A 20,963-nucleotide genomic window follows, 5' to 3' on the forward strand; every position below is an offset into this window, starting at 1 on the left:
CAATGAATTTTCAAATTTATCATGAAGATGTAAATGCTAGACATGGTGCGTTCACTTTTAAAGGGAACATCATAGAAACACCTGTTTTTATGCCAGTTGGAACTTATGGATCGGTAAAGAGTATTAGTACAGAAGAAATTAAAAATACTGGAAGTGAAATTATTTTAGCTAATTCTTTTCATCTATATTTACGTCCTGGTGAAGAAATTATAAAATTGCATAATGGTTTACATAACTTTATGAATTGGTCAGGTCCTATTCTTACTGATTCTGGTGGATTCCAGGTTTTTAGTCTTTCAAAATTTGCAAAAGTAAATGAAAAAGGAGTTATCTTTAAAAATTATTTTAATGGTAAACATTTTCTTCTTACTCCAGAAAAGTCTATGGAGATTCAAACAAATTTAAAATCTAATATTGTTATGATTTTTGATCAATGTATTAAATATAATAATAATTGGGACAAGACAAAAGATGCTATGGAAAGATCTTTAAAATGGGCCAAACAAAGTCGTTTATATTTTGATGAATATAAAAATAAAAATCTACTATTTGGGATTATTCATGGAGGAATATATCCAGATTTACGTGATATTTCTCTTCGAGAATTAATAAAAATAGATTTTGATGGATATGCTTTAGGTGGTTTAGCAGTTGGTGAATCAAAAAAAGAAATGTATAAAATATTAGAGCACATTTGTCCTCAAATACCTAAAAATAAACCAAGATATTTGATGGGAGTAGGGAAACCAGAAGATTTAATTGAAGGAGTAAGTCGAGGAATAGACATGTTTGATTGTGTAATACCAACGCGAAATGCCAGAAATGGACATTTATTTGTAACAAATGGTATAATAAGAATAAGAAACAAAAAATATAAAAAAGATTTATCTACACTAGACAAGTCTTGTAGCTGTTATACTTGTCAAAATTATACTAGATCATATTTGCATCATCTAGATTCTTGTAATGAAATATTAGGAGTTCGTTTAAATACAATACATAATTTACATTATTATCAAAATTTAATGTTGAATATTAGAACTGCAATACAGAATAATAAATTTAAAGATTTTGTATTTGATTTTTATAGTAAAAAAAATTATTAATTGATATATAAAGAGGATTTTAAAATGAATTTTTTTACACAAAATGCTAATACTATTGCCAGTGTATCTTCGGAAAGTAATTCATATTCTTTAGTTATTATGTTTATAATATTTTTGTTAATTTTTTATTTTATGCTCTTTCGCCCTCAGCAAAAGAAAGATAAAGAACATAAAAACCTTATAAATTCCCTTTCTCAAGGAGATGAAATTATTACCACGAGTGGTTTATTAGGACGAATAATTAGAATTACAAAAAATGGATATATTTTACTTCAATTAAACGATACTACAGAAGTTTTTATTAAATGTGAATTTGTAGCATCATCCTTACCTAAAGGTACTTTAAAATCTTTATGATATATAAATTTTCATACAATAAAAAATTTTTTATTATATAAATATTTAATATAAATAAGAAAAATTTGTGATTTTTGAAAAAATATGTATTATTCTTTGTAATAAAATTAATCTATTTTTTCGTATTTCTAAATTATTATGGTTTATCTTAACGTTATCAAAAAAATGTTGTATAGGTTTTTCAAATTCTGTTAATTTTAATAAAATTTCTTTATATTTTTTTTCTAAAAATAAATTTTTTGTGTTGATTTTAAAATTTTCTATTTGATTGAATAATGTAATTTCTTCTGGTTGTTTTATAAGTTTAATATTAATTTCTCCAAATATATTTTTATGTTCTTTTTCTATAATATGCGATATTCTTTTGATAGATAAAAGAATTGATTTTGAATCATCTAACTTATAAAAATTAGATAAATCTTTTATTTTTTTATCAATATTTATTATTTGTGTGTGTTTACATGATAAAACTGATTTAATAATATTTTTATTATATTTTTTTTCTTCATACCAATTAAATAATCTAATCATAAAAAAATTGATTATTTTATTATATACAAGTGAATTATTAATAAGATTTTTATCATATAAAGAAAGACTTTTTTTAATCAAACGCTTTAAATCTAATAAAATATGTTTTTTTAAAATAATACGCAATATTCCTATAGATAAACGTCTTAATCCAAAAGGATCTTTGTTTGCAGTTGGAATATTACCATTGTAAAACATTCCTGATAATGTATCAATTTTATCAGCAATAGATAATGAACAACCAATAAGAGTGGATGGTAATTTATCCCCAGAAAAAGATGGTAAGTACTGTTCTTTTAAAGAAATTGCAATATCTTTTTTTTCTTTATCTTCTAAAGCATAATACATACCTACAGTTCCTTGTAAATTTGGAAATTCACATACTATATTAGTCACTAAATCACATTTTGATAGCAGTGCTGCTCGTATAGAATCTTTCTTATTACTACCACTATAATTTGATATCCATTTCATAAGTGATTGAATACGCATTGTTTTTTCATACATAGAACCTAAATTAGTTTGAAATAAAATTTTTTTTAGAAATACAAGATGATTTTCTAATTTGATTTTTCTATCATTTTGGAAAAAAAAATCAGCATCTGAAAGTCGTGCATGCATGACTCTTTCATAACCTAAAACAATTTTTTTAGAATTTTCTATACAAGTGTTGCAAATAAAAATAAAATATTGAAAAATATTATTTTTTTTATTATATATTGGAAAACATTTTTGCTGTTTTTCTAAAATATGTATTAATATTTTTTTTGGTAATTTTAAAAATTTTTTATCAAAAGTCGCTAAAAATGCCCTAGGTGATTCGACTAAATTAGTCACCTCTTTAATTAAAGAATCACTATTTTTTATATCACCTTTTATTTCTGTTGCTATTGAATTGATTTGTTGTATAATACTTTTTTTTCGAGATTCATAATCTGCAATAATATTATATTTTTTAAAAAGAATTTCGGGATAATCTTTTGCATGATTAATTTTTATTTTTTCTTCTTTATAAGAAAGATGATTTTGCAAAAAACGATCAGATGTTATATTAAAAATTTTCCCTAGAACAATGTTTTTATCTAATAAAATAACAATATTGCGAATAGGTCGAGAAAATTTATTGTTATTAATTTCCCATCTCATAGATTTTTTAATAATAATTTTTTTTAAAGATAATTCAATAATTTTAGGAAGTAGGAATTCAATGTTTTCTTGCTTTTTTATTATTTGATATGATAACCATTCACCTTTTTCGTTTTTAAAACGACTTATTTGATTAATTTGAATATCATAAGATTTTATCCAACGAGAAGCTATTTCTGTAAATTCGCCATTTTTATCATATGCATGTTTTATAGATGGACCTCTTTTATTTATTGTGGATATTTTTTGCGTTACATCGATATCTAAAATTTGTAATGCAAGTCTTCTTGGAGTAAAAAATTGTTTGATCATTTTATATGAAATATCATAAAACTTTAATTCTTTTGTAAAATTTCGATAAAAATCTGAATATATTTCATGAAGAAATCTAGAAGGCAGTTCTTCAGTTCCAATTTCAATTAATAGTATTTTTTTCTTCATTTTTTTCTCTGTTTTTTTTGCATAAAGGAAAACCTAGTTTTTTTCTTAAATTTAAATATTCTATTGCAATTTGTGCAGTTAATTTTCGAATCCTTAAAATATAATTTTGACGTTCATTAGAAGAAATAGCTTTCCTTGCATCTAATAAGTTAAATATATGATTTGCTTGTAATGTTTTTTCATAGGATACTAATAATAATGGTTTTTTTAAATTCATTAATTTTTTTGCTTCTAGTTCATATTTTTCAAAGGAACTAAATAAAAAGTTAATATCAGAATACTGAAAATTATATGCTGACTGTTCAATTTCATTATCTTTAAAAATATCACCATAAGTTATTTTTTTGTATTTATTTTCTTGCCAAATAAGATCATAGACGTTTGATGTATTTTGTATATGCATAGCAATTCTTTCTAATCCATATGTTATTTCTACAGTCACAGGATTACATTCTAAGCCACCTACTTGCTGAAAATAAGTAAATTGTGTTATTTCCATTCCGTTTAGCCACACTTCCCAACCAATTCCCCAAGCTCCTAAAGTAGGATTTTCCCAATTATCTTCGACAAAGCGTATATCGTTCAGTTTTTCATGGATATTAAGTAGATTAAGTGATTTAAGATAAATATTTTGAATGTTTTTTGGAGGTGGTTTAATAATTACTTGAAATTGATAATAATGTTGTAAACGATTAGGGTTTTTCGCATATCTTCCATCGGAAGGACGACGACAAGATTGTATATATGCAGCGTTAATTGGTTCTGGACCAATTGTTCCTAAAAAAGTTATATTATGAAAAGTACCAGCTCCTATTGGTATATCTAATGGTTGAAAAATGATACATTTTTGTTGTATCCAGTATTTTGTTAAATTTTGAATAAGATTGTGAAAAGTATTATGATGATTTTTCATTGGATGTCCAGCAAAAAATAAAGATATATTTTTATCTTGTTTTATTATATCTAATAATAGATTTTCTTTTTTTTTTGTATTAAAATCTATATTAATAATTTTTATATATTTTATACATTTAAAATGCATAATATGTATTATACTTTAAAAAGTAAGAAAACAAGATGATAATTTTTAGTAAAGAAGCTCATATTGCTTATAATGTTTTGTTAAAAAAAAAATTAGAAAATTCTATCTTAAAAGAATACAATGATATAAATGAAAAAGAAAGAGAATTATTAATTTCTAAATATATACGTAAAATTATGATTTTATTAAACTTAGATGTAAAAAACGAAAGTTTAAAAAATACACCAAATCGTATATCAAAAATGTATATTAATGAAATATTTTCAGGTTTAAATTATAAAAATTTTCCTAAAATAACATTTATAGACAACGTAATAAATTCTAATGAAATGATTTTAGTTAAAAATATCATTTTATTTAGTACATGTGAACATCATTTAATTACTATTAATGGACAAGCTACTATTGCATATATCCCCCAAAAAAAAATTATAGGTCTATCTAAAATAAATAGAATTGTTCAATTCTATTCTAAAAGACCGCAGATACAAGAGCGTTTAACAAAACAAATATTGTTTGTCTTACAAGCCTTATTAGAAACTAATAGCGTTGCAGTTGTTATAAATATGGAACATTTTTGCGTCAAAGCACGTGGAGTGTGTGATGTTAATAGTCGTACTATTACGTCTTCTTTTGAAGGTTTATTTAAATCTGATAAACATCTTCGTAATGAATTTTTTTTACATCAAAATATTACCTAATAAAGTAAATATATTCAATTAATTTTGATTGATTAAAATGTATTTTCTCAGTAAAATATTATTTTAATTTAAAAAATTTATTTTGATTTATTTTTTTATATAATTTTGTAATTTTTTATAAAAGAATACAAATATTTTTTTAAGAGATGATGAAAATATGAAATATATTGGTGCACATATTAGTTCTTCTGGTGGCATAGAAAAAGTGATTTTTCGTGCTTTTCAAATAAAAGCAACTGCTTTTTCTTTTTTTACTAGAAATCAACGCCAATGGTTTTCCCCTCCACTATCTGAAAAAAAAATAAATCAGTTTAAAAGATATTGCATTAAATATCAATTTACACCTCAACAAATTTTACCCCATAGCAGTTATTTGATTAATTTAGGTCATCCTAATAATGTGTTATTAGAAAAATCTAGATTATCTTTTATAAATGAATTAATTCGTTGTGATCAGCTTGGTCTGAAATTTTTAAATTTTCATCCTGGTAGTCATTTAAATATAATTACTGAGATTAATTGTTTAAAAAGAATATCTGAATCAATAAATATAGCTTTACAAAAAACAAAAAATGTTATTGCAGTGATAGAAAATACTGCAGGACAAGGAACTAATGTTGGATATTGTTTCGAACATATATCTAAAATTATTAAGGATATCGAAGATAAATCTCGTATTGGAGTATGTCTTGATACTTGTCATTTATTTGCTTCAGGATATGATTTACGTACTGTAAAAAATTGTAAAAATACATTTCAGAAATTTTATGAATTTATAGGTCTTGAATATTTAAAAGGTATTCATTTAAATGATTCTAAGAAAATGTTTAACAGCCGTATTGATCGACATGAAAATTTAGGATTAGGAAATATAGGAAAATTAGCTTTTACATGGATTGTACAAAATAAAGATTTTTATCATCTTCCTATGATATTAGAAACAATTAATTCTAAAATCTGGGAACAAGAAATTTCTTGGCTAAGATCACAAACAATAAATTAAACTTTTTTCTTTTACAAGAGGTTAAAATATGTTAGTAATTAATGCAGAAAAAAGATTGAATACAGGCAAAAGTTTTAGTAGAAAATTGCGTCTTTATAACAAATTTCCAGGAGTTTTATACGGATTAAAAAAATCTGTAATTTTACTTACATTAGATCATAATACTGTTTTTAATTTACAAAAGAAAACAAATTTTTATAAGAAGAACTTATTATTACTTATTCAAGATAAAAAATATCAGGTTAAAGTTCAAGCTATTCAAAGACATTCTTTTAAGTTAAAATTATTACATATTGATTTTCTATGTGTTTAAGAATAAATTTTATTAAATACCTTGGGATAATATAGTTATAAAAGTGCTTTTTAAAATAAGCATTGTAGGATGAAACTGTATAGCGATTAAACTAAAAACTCCAAAAAAAACAGTTATTACAGCTATCCAACCAGTCTTCTTTTTCGTTAAAAAAGAACTAGTATGAATTTTATATTTTTTCATTTTCCACCATTTTGATACTGACCATACTGCAATCCATATTAAAATAGAAATAATTAATAAAAACCATTTAAAGTAATCGCTTTGTGGATTTTGAGGCATATTTATAGTAATTCCTGTAATGATGCCTGGGAAAAAATAAACTGGAGGCCATAATATACATCCAATTATGCTAGGACATATAAAATTTTTCAAAGGTAGTTTTAACATACCAGATACCATTGGTATTAAAGGTCTAGTTGGTCCTATAAAACGACCAAGAATAATTGCTATTATACTATGCCTGTGTAGTACAGATTTAGTTTTATTAAATAATTTTTGATTATTTTTTAAGTATCTAAAATTAGATAGCCAGTTTTTAAAATATAAACCAATGTAATATGAAATCCAATCTCCTAGTAAACATCCAATTGTACCGGCAATCCAAGCAGGATAAAATGATAACTGTCCACTACCTATGAATGTTCCTAATGTTGTCATTAAAATAATTCCTGGAATTAAGAGTCCCACTAAAGCAAGAGATTCTAAAAAGGAAATTGTACCTACTGCTATCAATGAATAAGTTAAAGATTGTGTAATAAAATTTTCTAACCAGGATTCCATAAGTCCTCGTTTTTTAAAGTTTTTTAACATTTAAGTATTTTAAATAGATATTTGATACTTTATATTTTTTTTAAAATAACCTCAAGAAAAATTTTTAAAAATTTTGACTACTTATTTAGAAAAAAGTAATATATTATTTTTATAATTGCTTAATACAGAAACTGTTTTAGTATTAATAAAATACATTAAAAGAATAATTATGATTAAATTTTGGGTTTTCTTATTTTTATGCATCATTAATAGTACATTTTACGTATTAGCTGATGATGGTGAAATAGATGAAATTAAAGTTATTGTTAATGATCAAATACTATTAAATAGTGATATTGATAACATAATGTTTATGCTAGAAAAAGAAGGTAAAAATGTTATAACACCTTTGAAAAGTAATTTTTTAAAGGAAAGAGTAATTGAAAAATTAATTGTTAATAACTTAATTTTACAACAAGCAAATAAAATGAATATTTCAATAACTAAAAAACAAATTAACGATGTAATTAAAAATATTGCTTTCAAAAAAAACATGAGTGTGAATGAATTCAAAAATCAAATTATATTAAATGATAATATTTCTTATGAAAATTACTTGAAAAATATTGAAAATATGTTAAAAACTAAATTAGTACAAAATTATGAACTTCATAAACGTATTCATATACCTGAAAAAAAAGTAAATTTTGTATTTAAAAAAATCATTAACAAAAATAAAACTTTAAAAAAAATAAATTTAAACTATATTTTTTTACCCTTTTTGAAAAAAAAATCTGATATTTTTTTTACGAATAAAAAAAAATTATCAGAAGAAATTTTTAAAAAACTAAATAGTGGTTATAGTTTTGATAAGTTATGTAACGAATCTAAAATATATAACAGTGATTTGTTATTTAAAAAAAACTTTTGGATAAAACTGAACACTTTACAAAAAAATTTTTCTAAAACTTTAGAGATTTTCAAAAAAAAACAAGTTTTAGGTCCTTTTTTAAAAAATAATGGATTTTATATTTTTCAAGTTGATGATATTTTAAATAATCAAGAAAATATTTTAACTGAATTTTATATTCAGCACTGTTTAATAAAGAATTCTATTATCTTAAATGATGTAGAAATAAAAAATAATACTTTTAATATATATAATAACATCAAAAATAGAGTTTATAGTTTTGATTATGCTGTCAAAAAATTTTCTGATGATATTGATTCGTCAAATAAACAAGGTGATTTAGGATGGATTTCAAACGACTCTTTAGACACAAATTTTCAAAAAGAGTTATTATTATTAAAAGAAAATGAAATTAGTCAACCGATTAAATCTCAAATGGGTTGGCATATCATTAGATTATTAAAAAAACGTAAAATAGATCAATTTTATAATTTACAAAAACATCAATCTTATGATTTTATATTACATCGAAAAATGTTTTTAGAAAAATATAATTGGATACAAGATCTTAAAAATTCTTCTTATATAAAAATTATACAACCATAAAAAATATTATTTTTGACATTTGAATCTACTTATCTGTAAATTAAAAGTAATCAATTATTTTATAAATTAAATAAAAAAGTATCATGAATGATTGTAAAAAAACTATATAAATATCATCCTCTGAAAAAATATGGACAAAACTTTCTTATAAATAAGAAAATAGCAAGAGAAATTATTCAAAAAATCAATCCTCAGTACCAACAAAAATTAGTAGAAATTGGACCAGGATTGGGTGCATTGACAAAACCAATATGTGAATTTTTAGAAAAATTAATTGTTATTGAAATTGATGCTAATTTGTTAAATTTATTAAAAGAACGTTCATTTTACTCAAAGTTAAGAATTTTTTGTAATAATGCTTTAAATTTTAATTATATGAGTTTATTAGACAAAAATTGTCAATTAATTCGTATTTTTGGGAATTTACCATACAATATTTCTACTTCTTTAATTATTTTTTTATTTCAATATATTAAAATTATTCAAGATATGCATTTTATGCTCCAAAAAGAAGTAGCTAAACGATTAGTCGCTTCTCCTGGCAATAAATATTACAGTCGTTTAAGCATCATATCTCAATATTATTGCAATGTTAAATTATTATTGAATGTTAATTCAGAAGAATTTTGGCCGAAACCAAAAGTTGATTCTGTTTTTGTGAATTTTACCCCACATTTAAATTCTCCTTATTATGTTCACGATGTAAGCGTTCTTAGTTTTATTACAAATATAGCATTTCAAAATAGAAGAAAAATGTTACGTCACAGTTTAAATAAACTATTTTCTGAAAAAAAATTAATTCAATTAGACATTAATCCAAGATTAAGAGCAGAAAATATTTCTATTTTAGAATACTGTAAATTATCTAACTATTTGTATAAAAAAAATATTGCAAGAAAAACATGAACATTAAATATGTTTTGAATTTTTAGTATATAAATTTAGAGAGAAAACATAATATATATGAGTACTTATTTTATTAGTGATATTCATGGTTGTTATAAAGAATTTAAGATTTTATTAGAAAAATCTTCTTTTGATTATAAAACAGATTATTTATGGGTAGCAGGAGATTCAGTATCTCGAGGTCCTGATTCTCTTAAAGTCTTAAGATATCTTTATTCATTATCATTAAAAAATAGAGTACAAATGGTACTCGGAAATCATGATTTAAATTTAATTGCGGTACACGCTGGTATTAAGAAAAACAAAGAAGAAAATTATTTTGATGAAATCCTTTCTTCTCATGATAGTGATAAATTAATAAACTGGTTACGTAGTCAAAATCTTATAAAGGTAGATAAAAATCGTAAAATCATTATGTCACATGCCGGAATTAGTCCGCAGTGGGACATTCCGACTGCAGAAATATATGCATTTCAAATTAAAAAATTTTTATCACATAGTAATTATGCTTTATTTTTAGAATCTATGTATGATAATACAGTGAATTTTTGGGACTTACATTTAAATCAATTAGATAAATTACGATATAGTATGAATTCATTGACTAGAATGCGATACTGTTATCCTGATGGTCGATTAAATATGTTTTATAAACAATCTCCTAATTTAGTTAAATACCCTTTACAACCATGGTTTGTTATGCAACATAATATTTCCAAAGATTATTCTGTATTTTTTGGCCATTGGTCTACTTTAAAATCCATTGATATACCTAAACCTTTTATTTCTTTAGATTCTGGTTGTTGTTGGGGTGAAGAACTGACTTTATTTCGGTGGGAAGATAAAAAAGTGTTTTTTCAAAAAAGTCTATTAAAATAATCAGATATTTTTTATCTAGATAAAATTTCAAATATACAATTATAAGGATTTTCTTTGTTTTTTATGAAAGTTTTTTTGAATAATACCTTCCAATATGGAAATGTTTGATATTTAGGAAAGTAAGTATCTCCAATAAGATTAATATCTATATGAGTTAAGTATAATTTGTTAGCATAAAATAACATATTTTTATATATTTGAGCTCCTCCGATAATCATAATTTCTTTATCATGTTGCGCAGAAATAATAGCATTGGATATTGAATTTGCCCATATGACATTTTTTTTTTGAATTTTTTTCTTACTAACCACTATATTATGACGCATTGATAGAGGTTTATTAATTGATTCCCAAGTTAAACGCCCCATAATAACATTTTTATTAATTGTATTTTTTCTAAACCATTTTAAATCTTCTGGCATATGCCAAGGTATTTTATTATTATATCCAATAACTAAATTATTGGATATAGCAGCTATTAGACTTATATTTATTTTCATAAAAACATTCTTATATATATTATAAATATGTTTTACAACATATTTATAAATTTTTAAATTGCTAAAACAATTTTTGTTAATTTATTGTATTATATTTTTTTATGCATTTCTTGCAGAGACATAAAGTTTTTGATTGGGTTTTCATTTAGAGCTATAACTGTTGCGAATGCACCATTTATCGTTGTATCATAGTGAACATTGTATTGTAATGCACTACTACATATTAATTTAGCATCTTTAATACCTTGTTGAGAAGAGGTAGTATTGACAATATACGAATATTCTCTGTTTTTTAAACGATCTTGTATGTGAGGACGTCCTTCATGGACTTTATTTACCAATCTAGATTGAATTCCAGATTTTTTTAATATCATAGATGTCCCTTTAGTAGCATCTATTTCAAAACCTAATTTTTTTAATTTGACAGCTAAATTTATAATGTTATTTTTATCGTTATCCCTGACTGAGAGAAGAACACGACCAGTTTTTTTCATATTAGTATGTGCACCAATCATAGCCTTAGAAAATGCTTCAGAAAAATTTTTACCAATGCCCATTACTTCTCCTGTTGAACGCATTTCTGGACCTAATATAGGATCTACGCCTTGAAATTTATCAAAAGGTAAAATAGCTTCTTTTACTGAAAAATATGGTGGAATAATTTCTTTTGTAAAACCTTGTTCTAATAATGTTTTTCCATACATAACTCTTACAGAGATTTTTGCCAATGCCAGACCTGTAGCTTTTGATACAAATGGAACAGTTCTAGCAGCTCTGGGATTAACTTCAATAATATATATTTTGCTATTTTTAATAGCAAATTGTACGTTCATTAAGCCTTTTACAGAAAGTTCAAAAGCTAATTTAGTAACTTGATATCTAATTTCATTTTGAATTTTATTGTTTAAAGTATATACAGGTAAAGAACATGCAGAATCTCCAGAATGCACTCCTGCTTGTTCAACATGTTCCATAATACCTCCAATCAATACCGTTTTACCGTCGCAAATAGCATCTACATCAACTTCTGTAGCATGATCTAGATATTGATCCAATAAAATAGGAGTAGTATTTTTTGTATTTAAAATTGTTTTAAAGTAGTTTTTTAAACTATTTTCTTCGTAAACAATTTCCATTGCTCTACCACCAAGCACATAAGATGGTCTTACCATAATTGGATAACCAATAATGTTCGCTTTTTTACATGCTTCTTTAAAATTTAATGCAATTGCATTTAAGGGTTGTCGCAATTTTAATTTATTAACCGTTTTTTGAAATCGATCACGATCTTCTGCATTGTCAATAGAATCTGGACTAGTTCCAATGATAGGTATGCCTGATTTTTCAAATTGACGAGCTAATTTCAATGGTGTTTGACCTCCATATTGAATAATAACACCTTGAGGATTTTCTATCCTGACTATTTCTAAAACATTTTCTAACGTAATTGGTTCAAAATAAAGTCTATCTGAAACATCATAATCAGTAGATACTGTTTCTGGATTACAATTAATCATAATAGCTTCAAACCCATCTTCTCTTAAAGCTTGTGCAGCATGTACGCAACAATAATCAAATTCTATACCTTGTCCTATTCTATTTGGACCTCCACCTAATATAATAATTTTTTTAGTATTTTCTGTGGGATAAGATTCACATTCATCTTCCCATGTGGAATACATATATGCTGTTTCTGTAGAGAATTCAGCCGAACATGTATCAATTCTTTTATATACAGGATGTAAATTTAATTTGTAGCGCAAATCTCTTATTTCAGATTCTTTTTGATTTGTTAGTGTTGCAATACGTTGATCAGAAAACCCTTTACGTTTAATAAAATAAAAGAAATCATATGTTAAACCTAAAAATCCATTTTTTTTGATTCTTTTTTCTAACAAAATAATTTCTTTAATTTGAATAAGAAACCATGGATCAATGGATGTTAATTCGAAAATGTCTTTTACAGACATACCTAAACGGAATGCATCACCGATATACCAAAGGCGTTCAGAACCAGCGTCTTTTAATTCATGTCTTACTTGTATTAAACATTCTGGATTAAAAGAAGAAATTTTGGTATCAAATCCACTAGCACCTATTTCTAAACCGCGAATTGCCTTTTGTATAGATTCTTGAAAAGTACGTCCTATTGCCATAACTTCGCCTACAGATTTCATTTGAGTAGTAAGTCTATCGTTACAACCTGGAAATTTTTCAAAATTAAATCTAGGAATTTTTGTTACTATATAATCGATTGATGGTTCAAAAGAAGCAGTAGTATTAGTTCCTGTGATATCGTTAGCTAATTCATCTAACGTATATCCAACAGCTAGTTTTGCAGCTATTTTAGCAATTGGAAATCCAGTAGCTTTAGATGCTAATGCAGAAGATCGAGAAACTCTAGGATTCATTTCAATAACGATCATTCGACCATTTTTTGGATTAATAGCGAATTGTACATTGGAACCACCAGTTTCTACACCAATTTCTCTCAAAATTGACATAGAAGCATTTCTCATAATTTGATATTCTTTATCAGTCAAAGTTTGTGCAGGTGCCACAGTAATCGAATCACCTGTATGAATTCCCATAGGATCTAGATTTTCAATAGAGCATACAATAATACAATTATCATTTCTATCTCGTACAACTTCCATTTCATATTCTTTCCAACCTATTAGAGATTCATCAATTAAAAGTTCTTTATTAGGAGAGAGTTTAAGACCCCTTTCACAAATTTCTTCAAATTCTTCAAGATTATACGCAATTCCTCCGCCACTGCCTCCCATAGTGAAAGAAGGGCGAATAATACATGGAAATCCTACATCATGTAAAATTGAAAACGCTTTTTTCATATTATTCGCAATACCACATTTCGCTGTTTCTAATTTTAGTTTTTTGATTGATTGTTCGAATAATTTTCTATTTTCAGCTTTTTTAATTGCACCAATTGTTGCGCCAATAATTTTTATGTTAAATTTATTTAAAACTCCTTTTTTATCTAATTCTAAAGCACAATTCAAAGCAGTTTGACCTCCCATAGTTGGTAATAATGCATCTGGTTTTTCTTTTTTAATAATTTGTTCTATCACTTTCCAGTGAATAGGTTCAATATATGTAGAGTCAGCCATGCATGGGTCTGTCATAATAGTAGCAGGATTAGAATTTACAAGAATAATTCTATATCCTTCTTCTTTTAATGCTTTACAAGCTTGTGCTCCAGAATAGTCAAATTCACATGCTTGTCCAATGACTATTGGACCTGCACCAAGAATTAAAATTGATTTTATATCAGTAGATTTAGGCATTTTTTTTTCCCTAATGAATTACTGAGTTATAGTTTTTTGATAAATAATTAATTGAATAAAACGATCAAATAAAGAAGAAGCATCATGTGGTCCAGGACTAGCTTCTGGGTGTCCTTGAAAACTAAAGGAAAATTTATTAGTTAACGCTAGTCCTTGTAATGTTCCATCAAAAAGAGAAGTGTGTGTGATTTCTATATTTTTAGGTATATTTTTTATATCTACAGTAAAATTATGATTTTGAGATGTAATAATAACGCGATTAGTTTTTATTTCTTTTACAGGATGATTGCCTCCGTGATGTCCAAATTTCATTTTGGTAATTTTGGCTCCGCTGGCTAATGCGAGTAATTGATGTCCTAAACATATTCCAAACATTGGAATATTATTTTTCAGAAAATACTGAATAGCATTAATAGCATAAATACAAGGCCTTGGATCACCTGGTCCATTAGATAAAAAAATTCCGTCTGGAGATAGATTCATTACAATTCTAGGATCGGTAGTAGCAGGAACAACTGTCAAATAACAATTTCTATCTACAAGCATACGTAATATATTTCTTTTTACTCCAAAGTCATATACAACGATATGAAATAAAGCTTTTTCTTTTTGAATCGAAAAAAATTTTTTTTTATTAAAATTAAAACTACCTTCGTACCAATTGTAAATAAATTTAGTAGACACTTCTTTTGCTAAATCTAAACCTTGTAAACTTAAACAGTTATAAGCTGTTTTTTGTGCTATAGAATAATTTTCTTCTTTATCTTCTATAATGCATCCATTTTGCGAACCTTTGGTGCGTAAAATGCGAGTTAACTTTCTTGTATCAATATCTGATATTGCAATAATATTATTATCTTTTAAATATGAAGAAAGATTTTTTGTATTTCTATAGTTACTTGCAATTGCAGATAAATCACGAATAATTAATCCCTTAGCATGAATTTTATCTGATTCTTCATCGTTAGAATTTGTTCCGACATTACCAATATGAGGGTGAGTTAATGTTATGATTTGATGAGAATAAGAAGGATCAGTAATAATTTCTTGATAACCAGTTATTGATGTGTTAAAAACAACTTCACCTACAGTTATTCCTGTTGCTCCAATAGCTTGTCCGTGAAATTTAGTTCCATCTTCTAAAACCAGTACTGCCGATTGGTTCAAAACACCCTCCATTAAGAAAATAATTATTAAATTTTTTATATATTTTATATTAACTAAAATTAATATTTTTGTCTATTCTGATGTATACAAAACATTTTTTACATGTAAAATAATTATTAAAATTGTTTAAGACGATAATACATCCATCATATTAAATAAACCGTTTTGTTTTTCATGAACCCAGATGGCAGATTTTATAGCACCTTTAGCAAAAGATGCTCTATTAAAAGCGGTATGAGTTATTTTAATTTCTTCACCATCGCTAGAAAACATCACTGTATGTTTACCCACAATATCACCTGCACGAATAATAGAAAATCCAATTTTTTCCTGTTTTCTAATCCCGGTTATACCTTTTTTATAATATATAGAATGTTTATTTAAATCCCATTGCATTACTTTAGATATTACATTTCCTATTTCTAATGCAGTACCTGAAGGGGCATCGATTTTATTTCTATGATGATATTCAATAATATTAATGTCAGAATTTTTTCCTATAATTTCACTAGTTTTTTTAATTAATTTAAATAATAAATTTATTCCTATGCTAAAATTTGAAGAAAGAACTATACTAATATTTTTAGAATATTTTTCTATAATATTATATTCTTCTTTGGAAAATCCAGTGGTGCCAATAACAATATTTTTTTTAAATTTATGACAATACTCTAAATATTTGAATGTACCGTTAGGTCTCGTAAAATCAATGAGGACATCAAAATCATTTTTTTGTATATTAAGTTCGTCGCTTATTATGACACCTATTTTCCCTATTCCAATAACTTCTCCAACATCTTGTTTGATAAGTTTATGATCTTTTTTTATTAATGCTGCTGTTAAACATGTATTGTGATTTTTTTCGATTTCTTTAATAAGTTCTTGACCCATACGACCTGTCGCACCAGTTACTGCAATACGAGTTTTTTTATTCATTATTTTTTTCCATTTTATTCTTATATGTTTGGATTTTTAATAATTTTTGTGGAATTTTAAAAAAATTTTTTTCTTCAAATCCTATTGTTTTAACTGATTGATTAGCTCCGAGTGTTTGTAAATATTGGACAACCTCTTTTACTAGTATTTCTGGAGCTGAAGCACCTGCAGTAATACCAATAGAGTGAATATTTTTTAACCATTTTGTTTTAATATCAACAAAAGAATTAATTAGTTTTGTCAATATACCAGCTTCTCTTCCTAACTCTGCAAGACGATTAGAATTGGAAGAATTTTTTGAACCTATTACAAATATTATATCACTTATTTTAGATAGTTCACGAATTGCTTTTTGACGATTGGTTGTGGCATAACATATATCTTCTTTATTGGGAGCACAAATTTTTGGAAATTTGTTTTTTAAACAAGAAATAATATGTTGTGTTTTTGTGACTGATAGAGTTGTTTGAGTCACAAAATTTAATTTGTCAGTATTTTTGATACTTAATTTATTTACATCTTGTGTGGATTGTACTAAGTATATTTTCCCATTTTTATTATCGTATTGTCCCAACGTACCTTCAACTTCAGGATGTCCTTTATGACCAATAAGAATTGTTTCTATTCCCTTTTTGCTATATTCTGATACTTCTTTATGCACTTTAGTTACTAATGGACAAGTAGCATTTAGAATAATTAAATTTTTCTTTATTGCTTCTTTTTTAATTTGTTTTGACACACCATGAGCTGAAAAAACAACTATTGAATAGTTTGGAATTTGTGAAATTTTTTCAACAAAAATTACACCTTTTCTACGTAATCTTTTGATTACATATTCGTTATGCACTAATTCATGTTTAACATAAATTTTTTTTTTATATATTTTTAAAGCGTTTTCGACTATTAAAATAGCTCTTTTAACACCTGCGCAAAATCCTCTAGGATTAGCTAATATAATATTCATTTTTATATTTTTCTCTAAAATAAAAATTTTTATAGATTTCTAATTAGATAACAACTATTTTCAATTTCAATAACTCATTTTCATGTTTAATGATTAATACGTATTAAAAGAATAATTCCAATAAAAATACTACAATCAGCTATATTAAATGTAGCAAAATGCCAATTATTAATATGTATATCAATAAAATCTATCACAAAACCATAAAAAATTCTGTCTATTAGATTTCCTATTGCTCCTGCAATAATTAAAGAATAAGCTATGATTTTCTTAGTTTTTATTGTTTTGGATTTTACGATAATTCTTATTATCACTAATATAGTAAAACTACTTATAATTAGTAAAAACCATTTTTGCCATATTTTTTGATCGGATAAAAAACTAAATGCTGCACCGTAATTATGAACATGAAAAAAATTTAAAATTGAAAAAATTTCTTTTTTTTCATTGTTTCTTATGTGATTTATTATCCAATTTTTGCTAAATAAATCGATTAATACTATCAAGATTATTATAATGAAATGAATCCATTGGTGTATTTTTTTTAAACATTGATTTTTTTTCATATGAAAACACGTTTTTCACCTTTTCCTATTGTATTTAAAATACAACGATTGCAAATTTCATTTTCTAACTGATTTTTAAAATCATGAAAATAGTGCCAGCAACGTGGACATTTTTTACCGGTAATTTTTTCTAAAAAAATTTTTAAAAAAGAAATATTTGTACTTTTTTTCGTATTTTTAGGTGCAGTTTCATATGGTTTTACTTTTGCTTCAGACGTTAAAAATATAAATTTTAATTCTTGATCTAAAATTTTTAATTTATTCAATAATTCATGTGAAACATATAATGTTAGAGATATTTCCAAGGAATTATTAATAGTTTTATTTTTTATTAATTCTTCTAGAAATTTATTTATTTCATGTTTAATATTAATTATTTCTTCCCAAAATTTACAGTTGAACATATCTGCATTATTCAAATAAAATAATTTATCAAACCATTCTTCTGTGAATACATATTGAGCTTTATTTTTTGGTAAGTAATTCCATATTTCATGAGCAGTAAAAGATAATATTGGTGCTATCCATCGAACAAGTGCATGAATAATATAATATATAGTTGTTTGACAACTTCGTCGTTCTTGACTATTTTTTTTCAAAGTGTATTGTCTATCTTTAATGATATCAAGATAAAATGATCCCATTTCCATTGAACAAAAATACATTATTCTCTGTACGACTGCATGAAAGTTATATTTTTTATAAAAATCAATAATTTCTTCTTGTACAGTTTTAGTATGGCTTATAGCCCATTTATCTAAATAAACCATATTATTTTTCGATATTATATCTTTTTCAGGATCAAAGTCATTAATATTAGCTAACATAAATCTTGCAGTATTTCTAATTCTACGATATGTATTTGATGTAATTGTTAATATTTCATTAGAAATTGAAATATCATTAGAATAATTAGAAGAAGCTACCCATAACCTTAAAATATCTGCTCCTAATTTATTAGTTATGTTATTAGGACTAATAGTATTTCCTATGGATTTAGACATTTTTTGTCCCTTTCCATCCACTACAAATCCATGAGTTAACACTTCAGAATATGGCGCTTTTCCATTAATTAACATCGATATTATAAGTGAAGACATAAACCAACCTCGATGTTGATCTGAACCTTCTAAATACATATCAGCATGATTTTTTTTATATTTTTTATTTTTATATTGTATGGAAGTATGTGTATTACCAGACTCAAACCATACATCCAAAACATCTAAGATGTGATCATATGATTTATAGTCTTCTTCTAGAATTTCCTTTAAGTCTATCTTCCAACATATTTTTAATCCTTCTTTTTCTACTTTTTTTGCTATTTTTTCTATTAAAAAATGATTTTTAGGATGAATTTCTTTTGTTTTTTTATGTACAAAAATTGACATTGGTACTCCCCATTTTCTTTGTCTAGAAATGCACCAATCAGGTCGTTTCTTAATCATTTCACTTATTCTTGCTTGTCCCCATGTAGGTATCCAAAATACGTTTTTAATTGCTTTTAAAGATTTATCACGGAGTTGGTTATGATCTATTTTGATAAACCATTGTGGAGTAGCTCTATATATAACTGGACTTTTATGTCGCCAACAATGTGGGTAGTTGTGTTTTAACACTTCATGATGTAATAAAAAATTATTTTTAGATAATATTTTTATAATAATTGAATTTGCTTTAAAAATATTCATCCCATCTAGTTTTGGATGAATATTAGAGATATAGTTGCCATTATAATCTACTAAATTACTTGTTTTAATATTATATTTTTGACTAACTTTATAATCATCTGGTCCATGATCAGGTGCTGTATGAACTGCTCCTGTTCCAGTTTCACATGTTACATGTTCTCCTAAAATAACAGGTAAAAAAACATTTTTTAAAAATGGATGTAAAAAAATTATATTTTCTAAATTGTTCCCTGTTATAGAACTTATTATTGTCCATTTTTTTATTTTTAATTTATTTAATACGTTATTAACTAATTCTTGTGCAATAATTAAAATATATTTTTCAGTTTGAATTAATTGATATTGAAAATTTGGATTAATTGAAATAGCTTTACTAGATGGTAGAGTCCATGGTGTTGTTGTCCAAATAGGAAAATATATGTCTTTTTTACCTAATTTTTTGATATTAAATATATTTTCTATTATTGATGTATTTTGATTTTTAAATGCAACTATAATGGAATCTGATTGTTTTTTAGAATATTCAATTTCTGCTTCAGATAAAGAAGAAGAACATTCAAGACACCAATGAATAGGCTTAAAATCTTGATATAAATATTTTTTTTTAATAATTTGAGACAATGTTCGAATTATATTGGCTTCATTTTTAAAATCCATTGTGAGATGAGGATTTTCCCAATCACCTATTATTCCAAGTCTAATAAAATCTTTTTTTTGTTTTTTAACTTGATTTTTTGCATATTTTCTACATTTTTCTTGAAATTCTGAAATAGATGTTTCTATATTATTAGAAATAATTTTTTCTACTTTTTGTTCAATAGGTAAACCATGGCAGTCCCAAGACGGAATATAAGGAGCATCAAATCCTGATATATTTTTAGATTTTATAATAATATCTTTTAAAATTTTATTGACAGCATGTCCAATATGAATATTTCCATTAGCATATGGCGGACCATCATGTAAAAAAAATATTTTTTTTCCCTTTTTTTTTATTCTAATTAGTTCATATAGATTATTTTCATTCCAATTTTTTAAAATTTCCGGTTCTTTCTTTGAAAGATTGCCTTTCATAGAAAATTTTGTTTTAGGTAGATTTAGTGTTTTTTTATAATCATTCATGATATTTTCTTTTTT

General features: G+C 25.0%; 18 protein-coding genes. 8 read left to right on the plus strand and 10 right to left on the minus strand.

The window, feature by feature from the left end; translation table 11 throughout:
• The first annotated feature begins 2 nt into the window (after positions 1-2).
• Together tgt and yajC are read left to right on the plus strand one after the other, a co-directional pair.
• Complete coding sequence (gene tgt / locus ATN01_RS00660) at positions 3-1,106, plus strand: tRNA guanosine(34) transglycosylase Tgt (RefSeq protein WP_075433188.1); 1,104 nt, start codon at positions 3-5, stop codon at positions 1,104-1,106.
• Between the two features lie 24 nt (positions 1,107-1,130).
• Positions 1,131-1,463, plus strand: coding sequence for a preprotein translocase subunit YajC (gene yajC / locus ATN01_RS00665; RefSeq protein ID WP_075433189.1), 333 nt, complete (start codon positions 1,131-1,133; stop codon positions 1,461-1,463).
• Between the two features lie 45 nt (positions 1,464-1,508).
• On the opposite strand, the gene glyS is transcribed toward yajC, so the two are convergent.
• Both glyS and glyQ read right to left on the minus strand, forming a co-directional pair.
• On the minus strand, positions 1,509-3,581 hold the full coding sequence (gene glyS, locus ATN01_RS00670) for a glycine--tRNA ligase subunit beta (protein WP_075433190.1): 2,073 nt from the start codon (positions 3,579-3,581) through the stop codon (positions 1,509-1,511).
• On the minus strand, positions 3,556-4,494 hold the full coding sequence (gene glyQ / locus ATN01_RS00675; protein ID WP_075433607.1) for a glycine--tRNA ligase subunit alpha: 939 nt from the start codon (positions 4,492-4,494) through the stop codon (positions 3,556-3,558). Before glyQ ends, glyS begins: the two co-directional genes overlap by 26 nt.
• Positions 4,495-4,658: 164 nt before the next feature.
• Between glyQ and folE the strand changes: the two genes are divergently transcribed.
• From folE to rplY, 3 genes are all read left to right on the plus strand, one after another.
• Positions 4,659-5,324, plus strand: coding sequence for a GTP cyclohydrolase I FolE (gene folE, locus ATN01_RS00680; RefSeq protein ID WP_075433191.1), 666 nt, complete (start codon positions 4,659-4,661; stop codon positions 5,322-5,324).
• 157 nt (positions 5,325-5,481) lie between these two features.
• Positions 5,482-6,327, plus strand: a complete 846-nt coding sequence (gene nfo, locus ATN01_RS00685) for a deoxyribonuclease IV (protein WP_075433192.1) — start codon at positions 5,482-5,484, stop codon at positions 6,325-6,327.
• 28 nt (positions 6,328-6,355) lie between these two features.
• Entirely contained in the window at positions 6,356-6,640 is a 285-nt protein-coding gene (gene rplY, locus ATN01_RS00690; protein WP_075433193.1) for a 50S ribosomal protein L25, read from the plus strand.
• Positions 6,641-6,652: 12 nt separating this feature from the next.
• On the opposite strand, the gene ATN01_RS00695 is transcribed toward rplY, so the two are convergent.
• Complete coding sequence (locus tag ATN01_RS00695) at positions 6,653-7,423, minus strand: DedA family protein (protein ID WP_075433608.1); 771 nt, start codon at positions 7,421-7,423, stop codon at positions 6,653-6,655.
• Positions 7,424-7,625: 202 nt separating this feature from the next.
• Between ATN01_RS00695 and ATN01_RS00700 the strand changes: the two genes are divergently transcribed.
• The 3 genes from ATN01_RS00700 to ATN01_RS00710 all read left to right on the plus strand — a co-directional run bounded on the left by ATN01_RS00700 (position 7,626) and on the right by ATN01_RS00710 (position 10,694).
• Positions 7,626-8,909 (plus strand): peptidylprolyl isomerase, encoded by a 1,284-nt coding sequence (locus ATN01_RS00700; RefSeq protein ID WP_075433609.1) that lies wholly within the window; start codon positions 7,626-7,628, stop codon positions 8,907-8,909.
• 87 nt (positions 8,910-8,996) lie between these two features.
• Entirely contained in the window at positions 8,997-9,815 is an 819-nt protein-coding gene (gene rsmA, locus ATN01_RS00705; RefSeq protein ID WP_075433194.1) for a 16S rRNA (adenine(1518)-N(6)/adenine(1519)-N(6))-dimethyltransferase RsmA, read from the plus strand.
• Positions 9,816-9,872: 57 nt separating this feature from the next.
• Positions 9,873-10,694: a symmetrical bis(5'-nucleosyl)-tetraphosphatase gene (locus ATN01_RS00710; protein ID WP_075433195.1), complete on the plus strand. Its 822-nt coding sequence runs from the start codon at positions 9,873-9,875 to the stop codon at positions 10,692-10,694.
• Between the two features lie 11 nt (positions 10,695-10,705).
• Here ATN01_RS00710 and folA read toward each other — a convergent pair whose 3' ends face one another.
• From folA to ileS, 7 genes are all read right to left on the minus strand, one after another.
• Entirely contained in the window at positions 10,706-11,188 is a 483-nt protein-coding gene (gene folA, locus ATN01_RS00715) for a type 3 dihydrofolate reductase (RefSeq protein ID WP_075433610.1), read from the minus strand.
• Between the two features lie 95 nt (positions 11,189-11,283).
• Positions 11,284-14,502, minus strand: a complete 3,219-nt coding sequence (carB, locus tag ATN01_RS00720; protein WP_075433196.1) for a carbamoyl-phosphate synthase large subunit — start codon at positions 14,500-14,502, stop codon at positions 11,284-11,286.
• An 18-nt stretch (positions 14,503-14,520) separates the two neighbouring features.
• The gene (carA, locus tag ATN01_RS00725) at positions 14,521-15,681 is read right to left on the minus strand and encodes a glutamine-hydrolyzing carbamoyl-phosphate synthase small subunit (protein WP_075433197.1); all 1,161 of its coding nucleotides are present in this window, start codon (positions 15,679-15,681) and stop codon (positions 14,521-14,523) included.
• Between the two features lie 114 nt (positions 15,682-15,795).
• On the minus strand, positions 15,796-16,605 hold the full coding sequence (dapB, locus tag ATN01_RS00730; protein ID WP_075433198.1) for a 4-hydroxy-tetrahydrodipicolinate reductase: 810 nt from the start codon (positions 16,603-16,605) through the stop codon (positions 15,796-15,798).
• The gene (gene ispH / locus ATN01_RS00735; protein WP_075433199.1) at positions 16,598-17,569 is read right to left on the minus strand and encodes a 4-hydroxy-3-methylbut-2-enyl diphosphate reductase; all 972 of its coding nucleotides are present in this window, start codon (positions 17,567-17,569) and stop codon (positions 16,598-16,600) included. The genes dapB and ispH overlap by 8 nt, the downstream gene beginning before the upstream one ends.
• An 86-nt stretch (positions 17,570-17,655) precedes the next feature.
• A complete protein-coding gene (gene lspA, locus ATN01_RS00740) occupies positions 17,656-18,135 on the minus strand; it encodes a signal peptidase II (RefSeq protein WP_075433200.1) in 480 nt (159 codons plus the stop codon).
• A complete protein-coding gene (gene ileS / locus ATN01_RS00745) occupies positions 18,132-20,948 on the minus strand; it encodes an isoleucine--tRNA ligase (RefSeq protein WP_075433201.1) in 2,817 nt (938 codons plus the stop codon). Before ileS ends, lspA begins: the two co-directional genes overlap by 4 nt.
• Between the last annotated feature and the right edge of the window lie 15 nt (positions 20,949-20,963).

It is taken from the genome of Buchnera aphidicola (Diuraphis noxia), from assembly GCF_001700895.1.
Lineage (GTDB): Bacteria > Pseudomonadota > Gammaproteobacteria > Enterobacterales > Enterobacteriaceae > Buchnera > Buchnera aphidicola_D.

Coding starts and splice junctions, on each gene's coding strand:
- tgt (WP_075433188.1), top strand. CDS start 3: ATGAATTTTCAAATTTATCATGAAGATGTAAATGCTAGACATGGTGCG.
- yajC (WP_075433189.1), top strand. CDS start 1,131: ATGAATTTTTTTACACAAAATGCTAATACTATTGCCAGTGTATCTTCG.
- glyS (WP_075433190.1), bottom strand. CDS start 3,581: ATGAAGAAAAAAATACTATTAATTGAAATTGGAACTGAAGAACTGCCT.
- glyQ (WP_075433607.1), bottom strand. CDS start 4,494: ATGAAAAATCATCATAATACTTTTCACAATCTTATTCAAAATTTAACA.
- folE (WP_075433191.1), top strand. CDS start 4,659: ATGATAATTTTTAGTAAAGAAGCTCATATTGCTTATAATGTTTTGTTA.
- nfo (WP_075433192.1), top strand. CDS start 5,482: ATGAAATATATTGGTGCACATATTAGTTCTTCTGGTGGCATAGAAAAA.
- rplY (WP_075433193.1), top strand. CDS start 6,356: ATGTTAGTAATTAATGCAGAAAAAAGATTGAATACAGGCAAAAGTTTT.
- ATN01_RS00695 (WP_075433608.1), bottom strand. CDS start 7,423: ATGGAATCCTGGTTAGAAAATTTTATTACACAATCTTTAACTTATTCA.
- rsmA (WP_075433194.1), top strand. CDS start 8,997: ATGATTGTAAAAAAACTATATAAATATCATCCTCTGAAAAAATATGGA.
- ATN01_RS00710 (WP_075433195.1), top strand. CDS start 9,873: ATGAGTACTTATTTTATTAGTGATATTCATGGTTGTTATAAAGAATTT.
- carB (WP_075433196.1), bottom strand. CDS start 14,502: ATGCCTAAATCTACTGATATAAAATCAATTTTAATTCTTGGTGCAGGT.
- carA (WP_075433197.1), bottom strand. CDS start 15,681: ATGGAGGGTGTTTTGAACCAATCGGCAGTACTGGTTTTAGAAGATGGA.
- dapB (WP_075433198.1), bottom strand. CDS start 16,605: ATGAATAAAAAAACTCGTATTGCAGTAACTGGTGCGACAGGTCGTATG.
- ispH (WP_075433199.1), bottom strand. CDS start 17,569: ATGAATATTATATTAGCTAATCCTAGAGGATTTTGCGCAGGTGTTAAA.
- lspA (WP_075433200.1), bottom strand. CDS start 18,135: ATGAAAAAAAATCAATGTTTAAAAAAAATACACCAATGGATTCATTTC.
- ileS (WP_075433201.1), bottom strand. CDS start 20,948: ATGAATGATTATAAAAAAACACTAAATCTACCTAAAACAAAATTTTCT.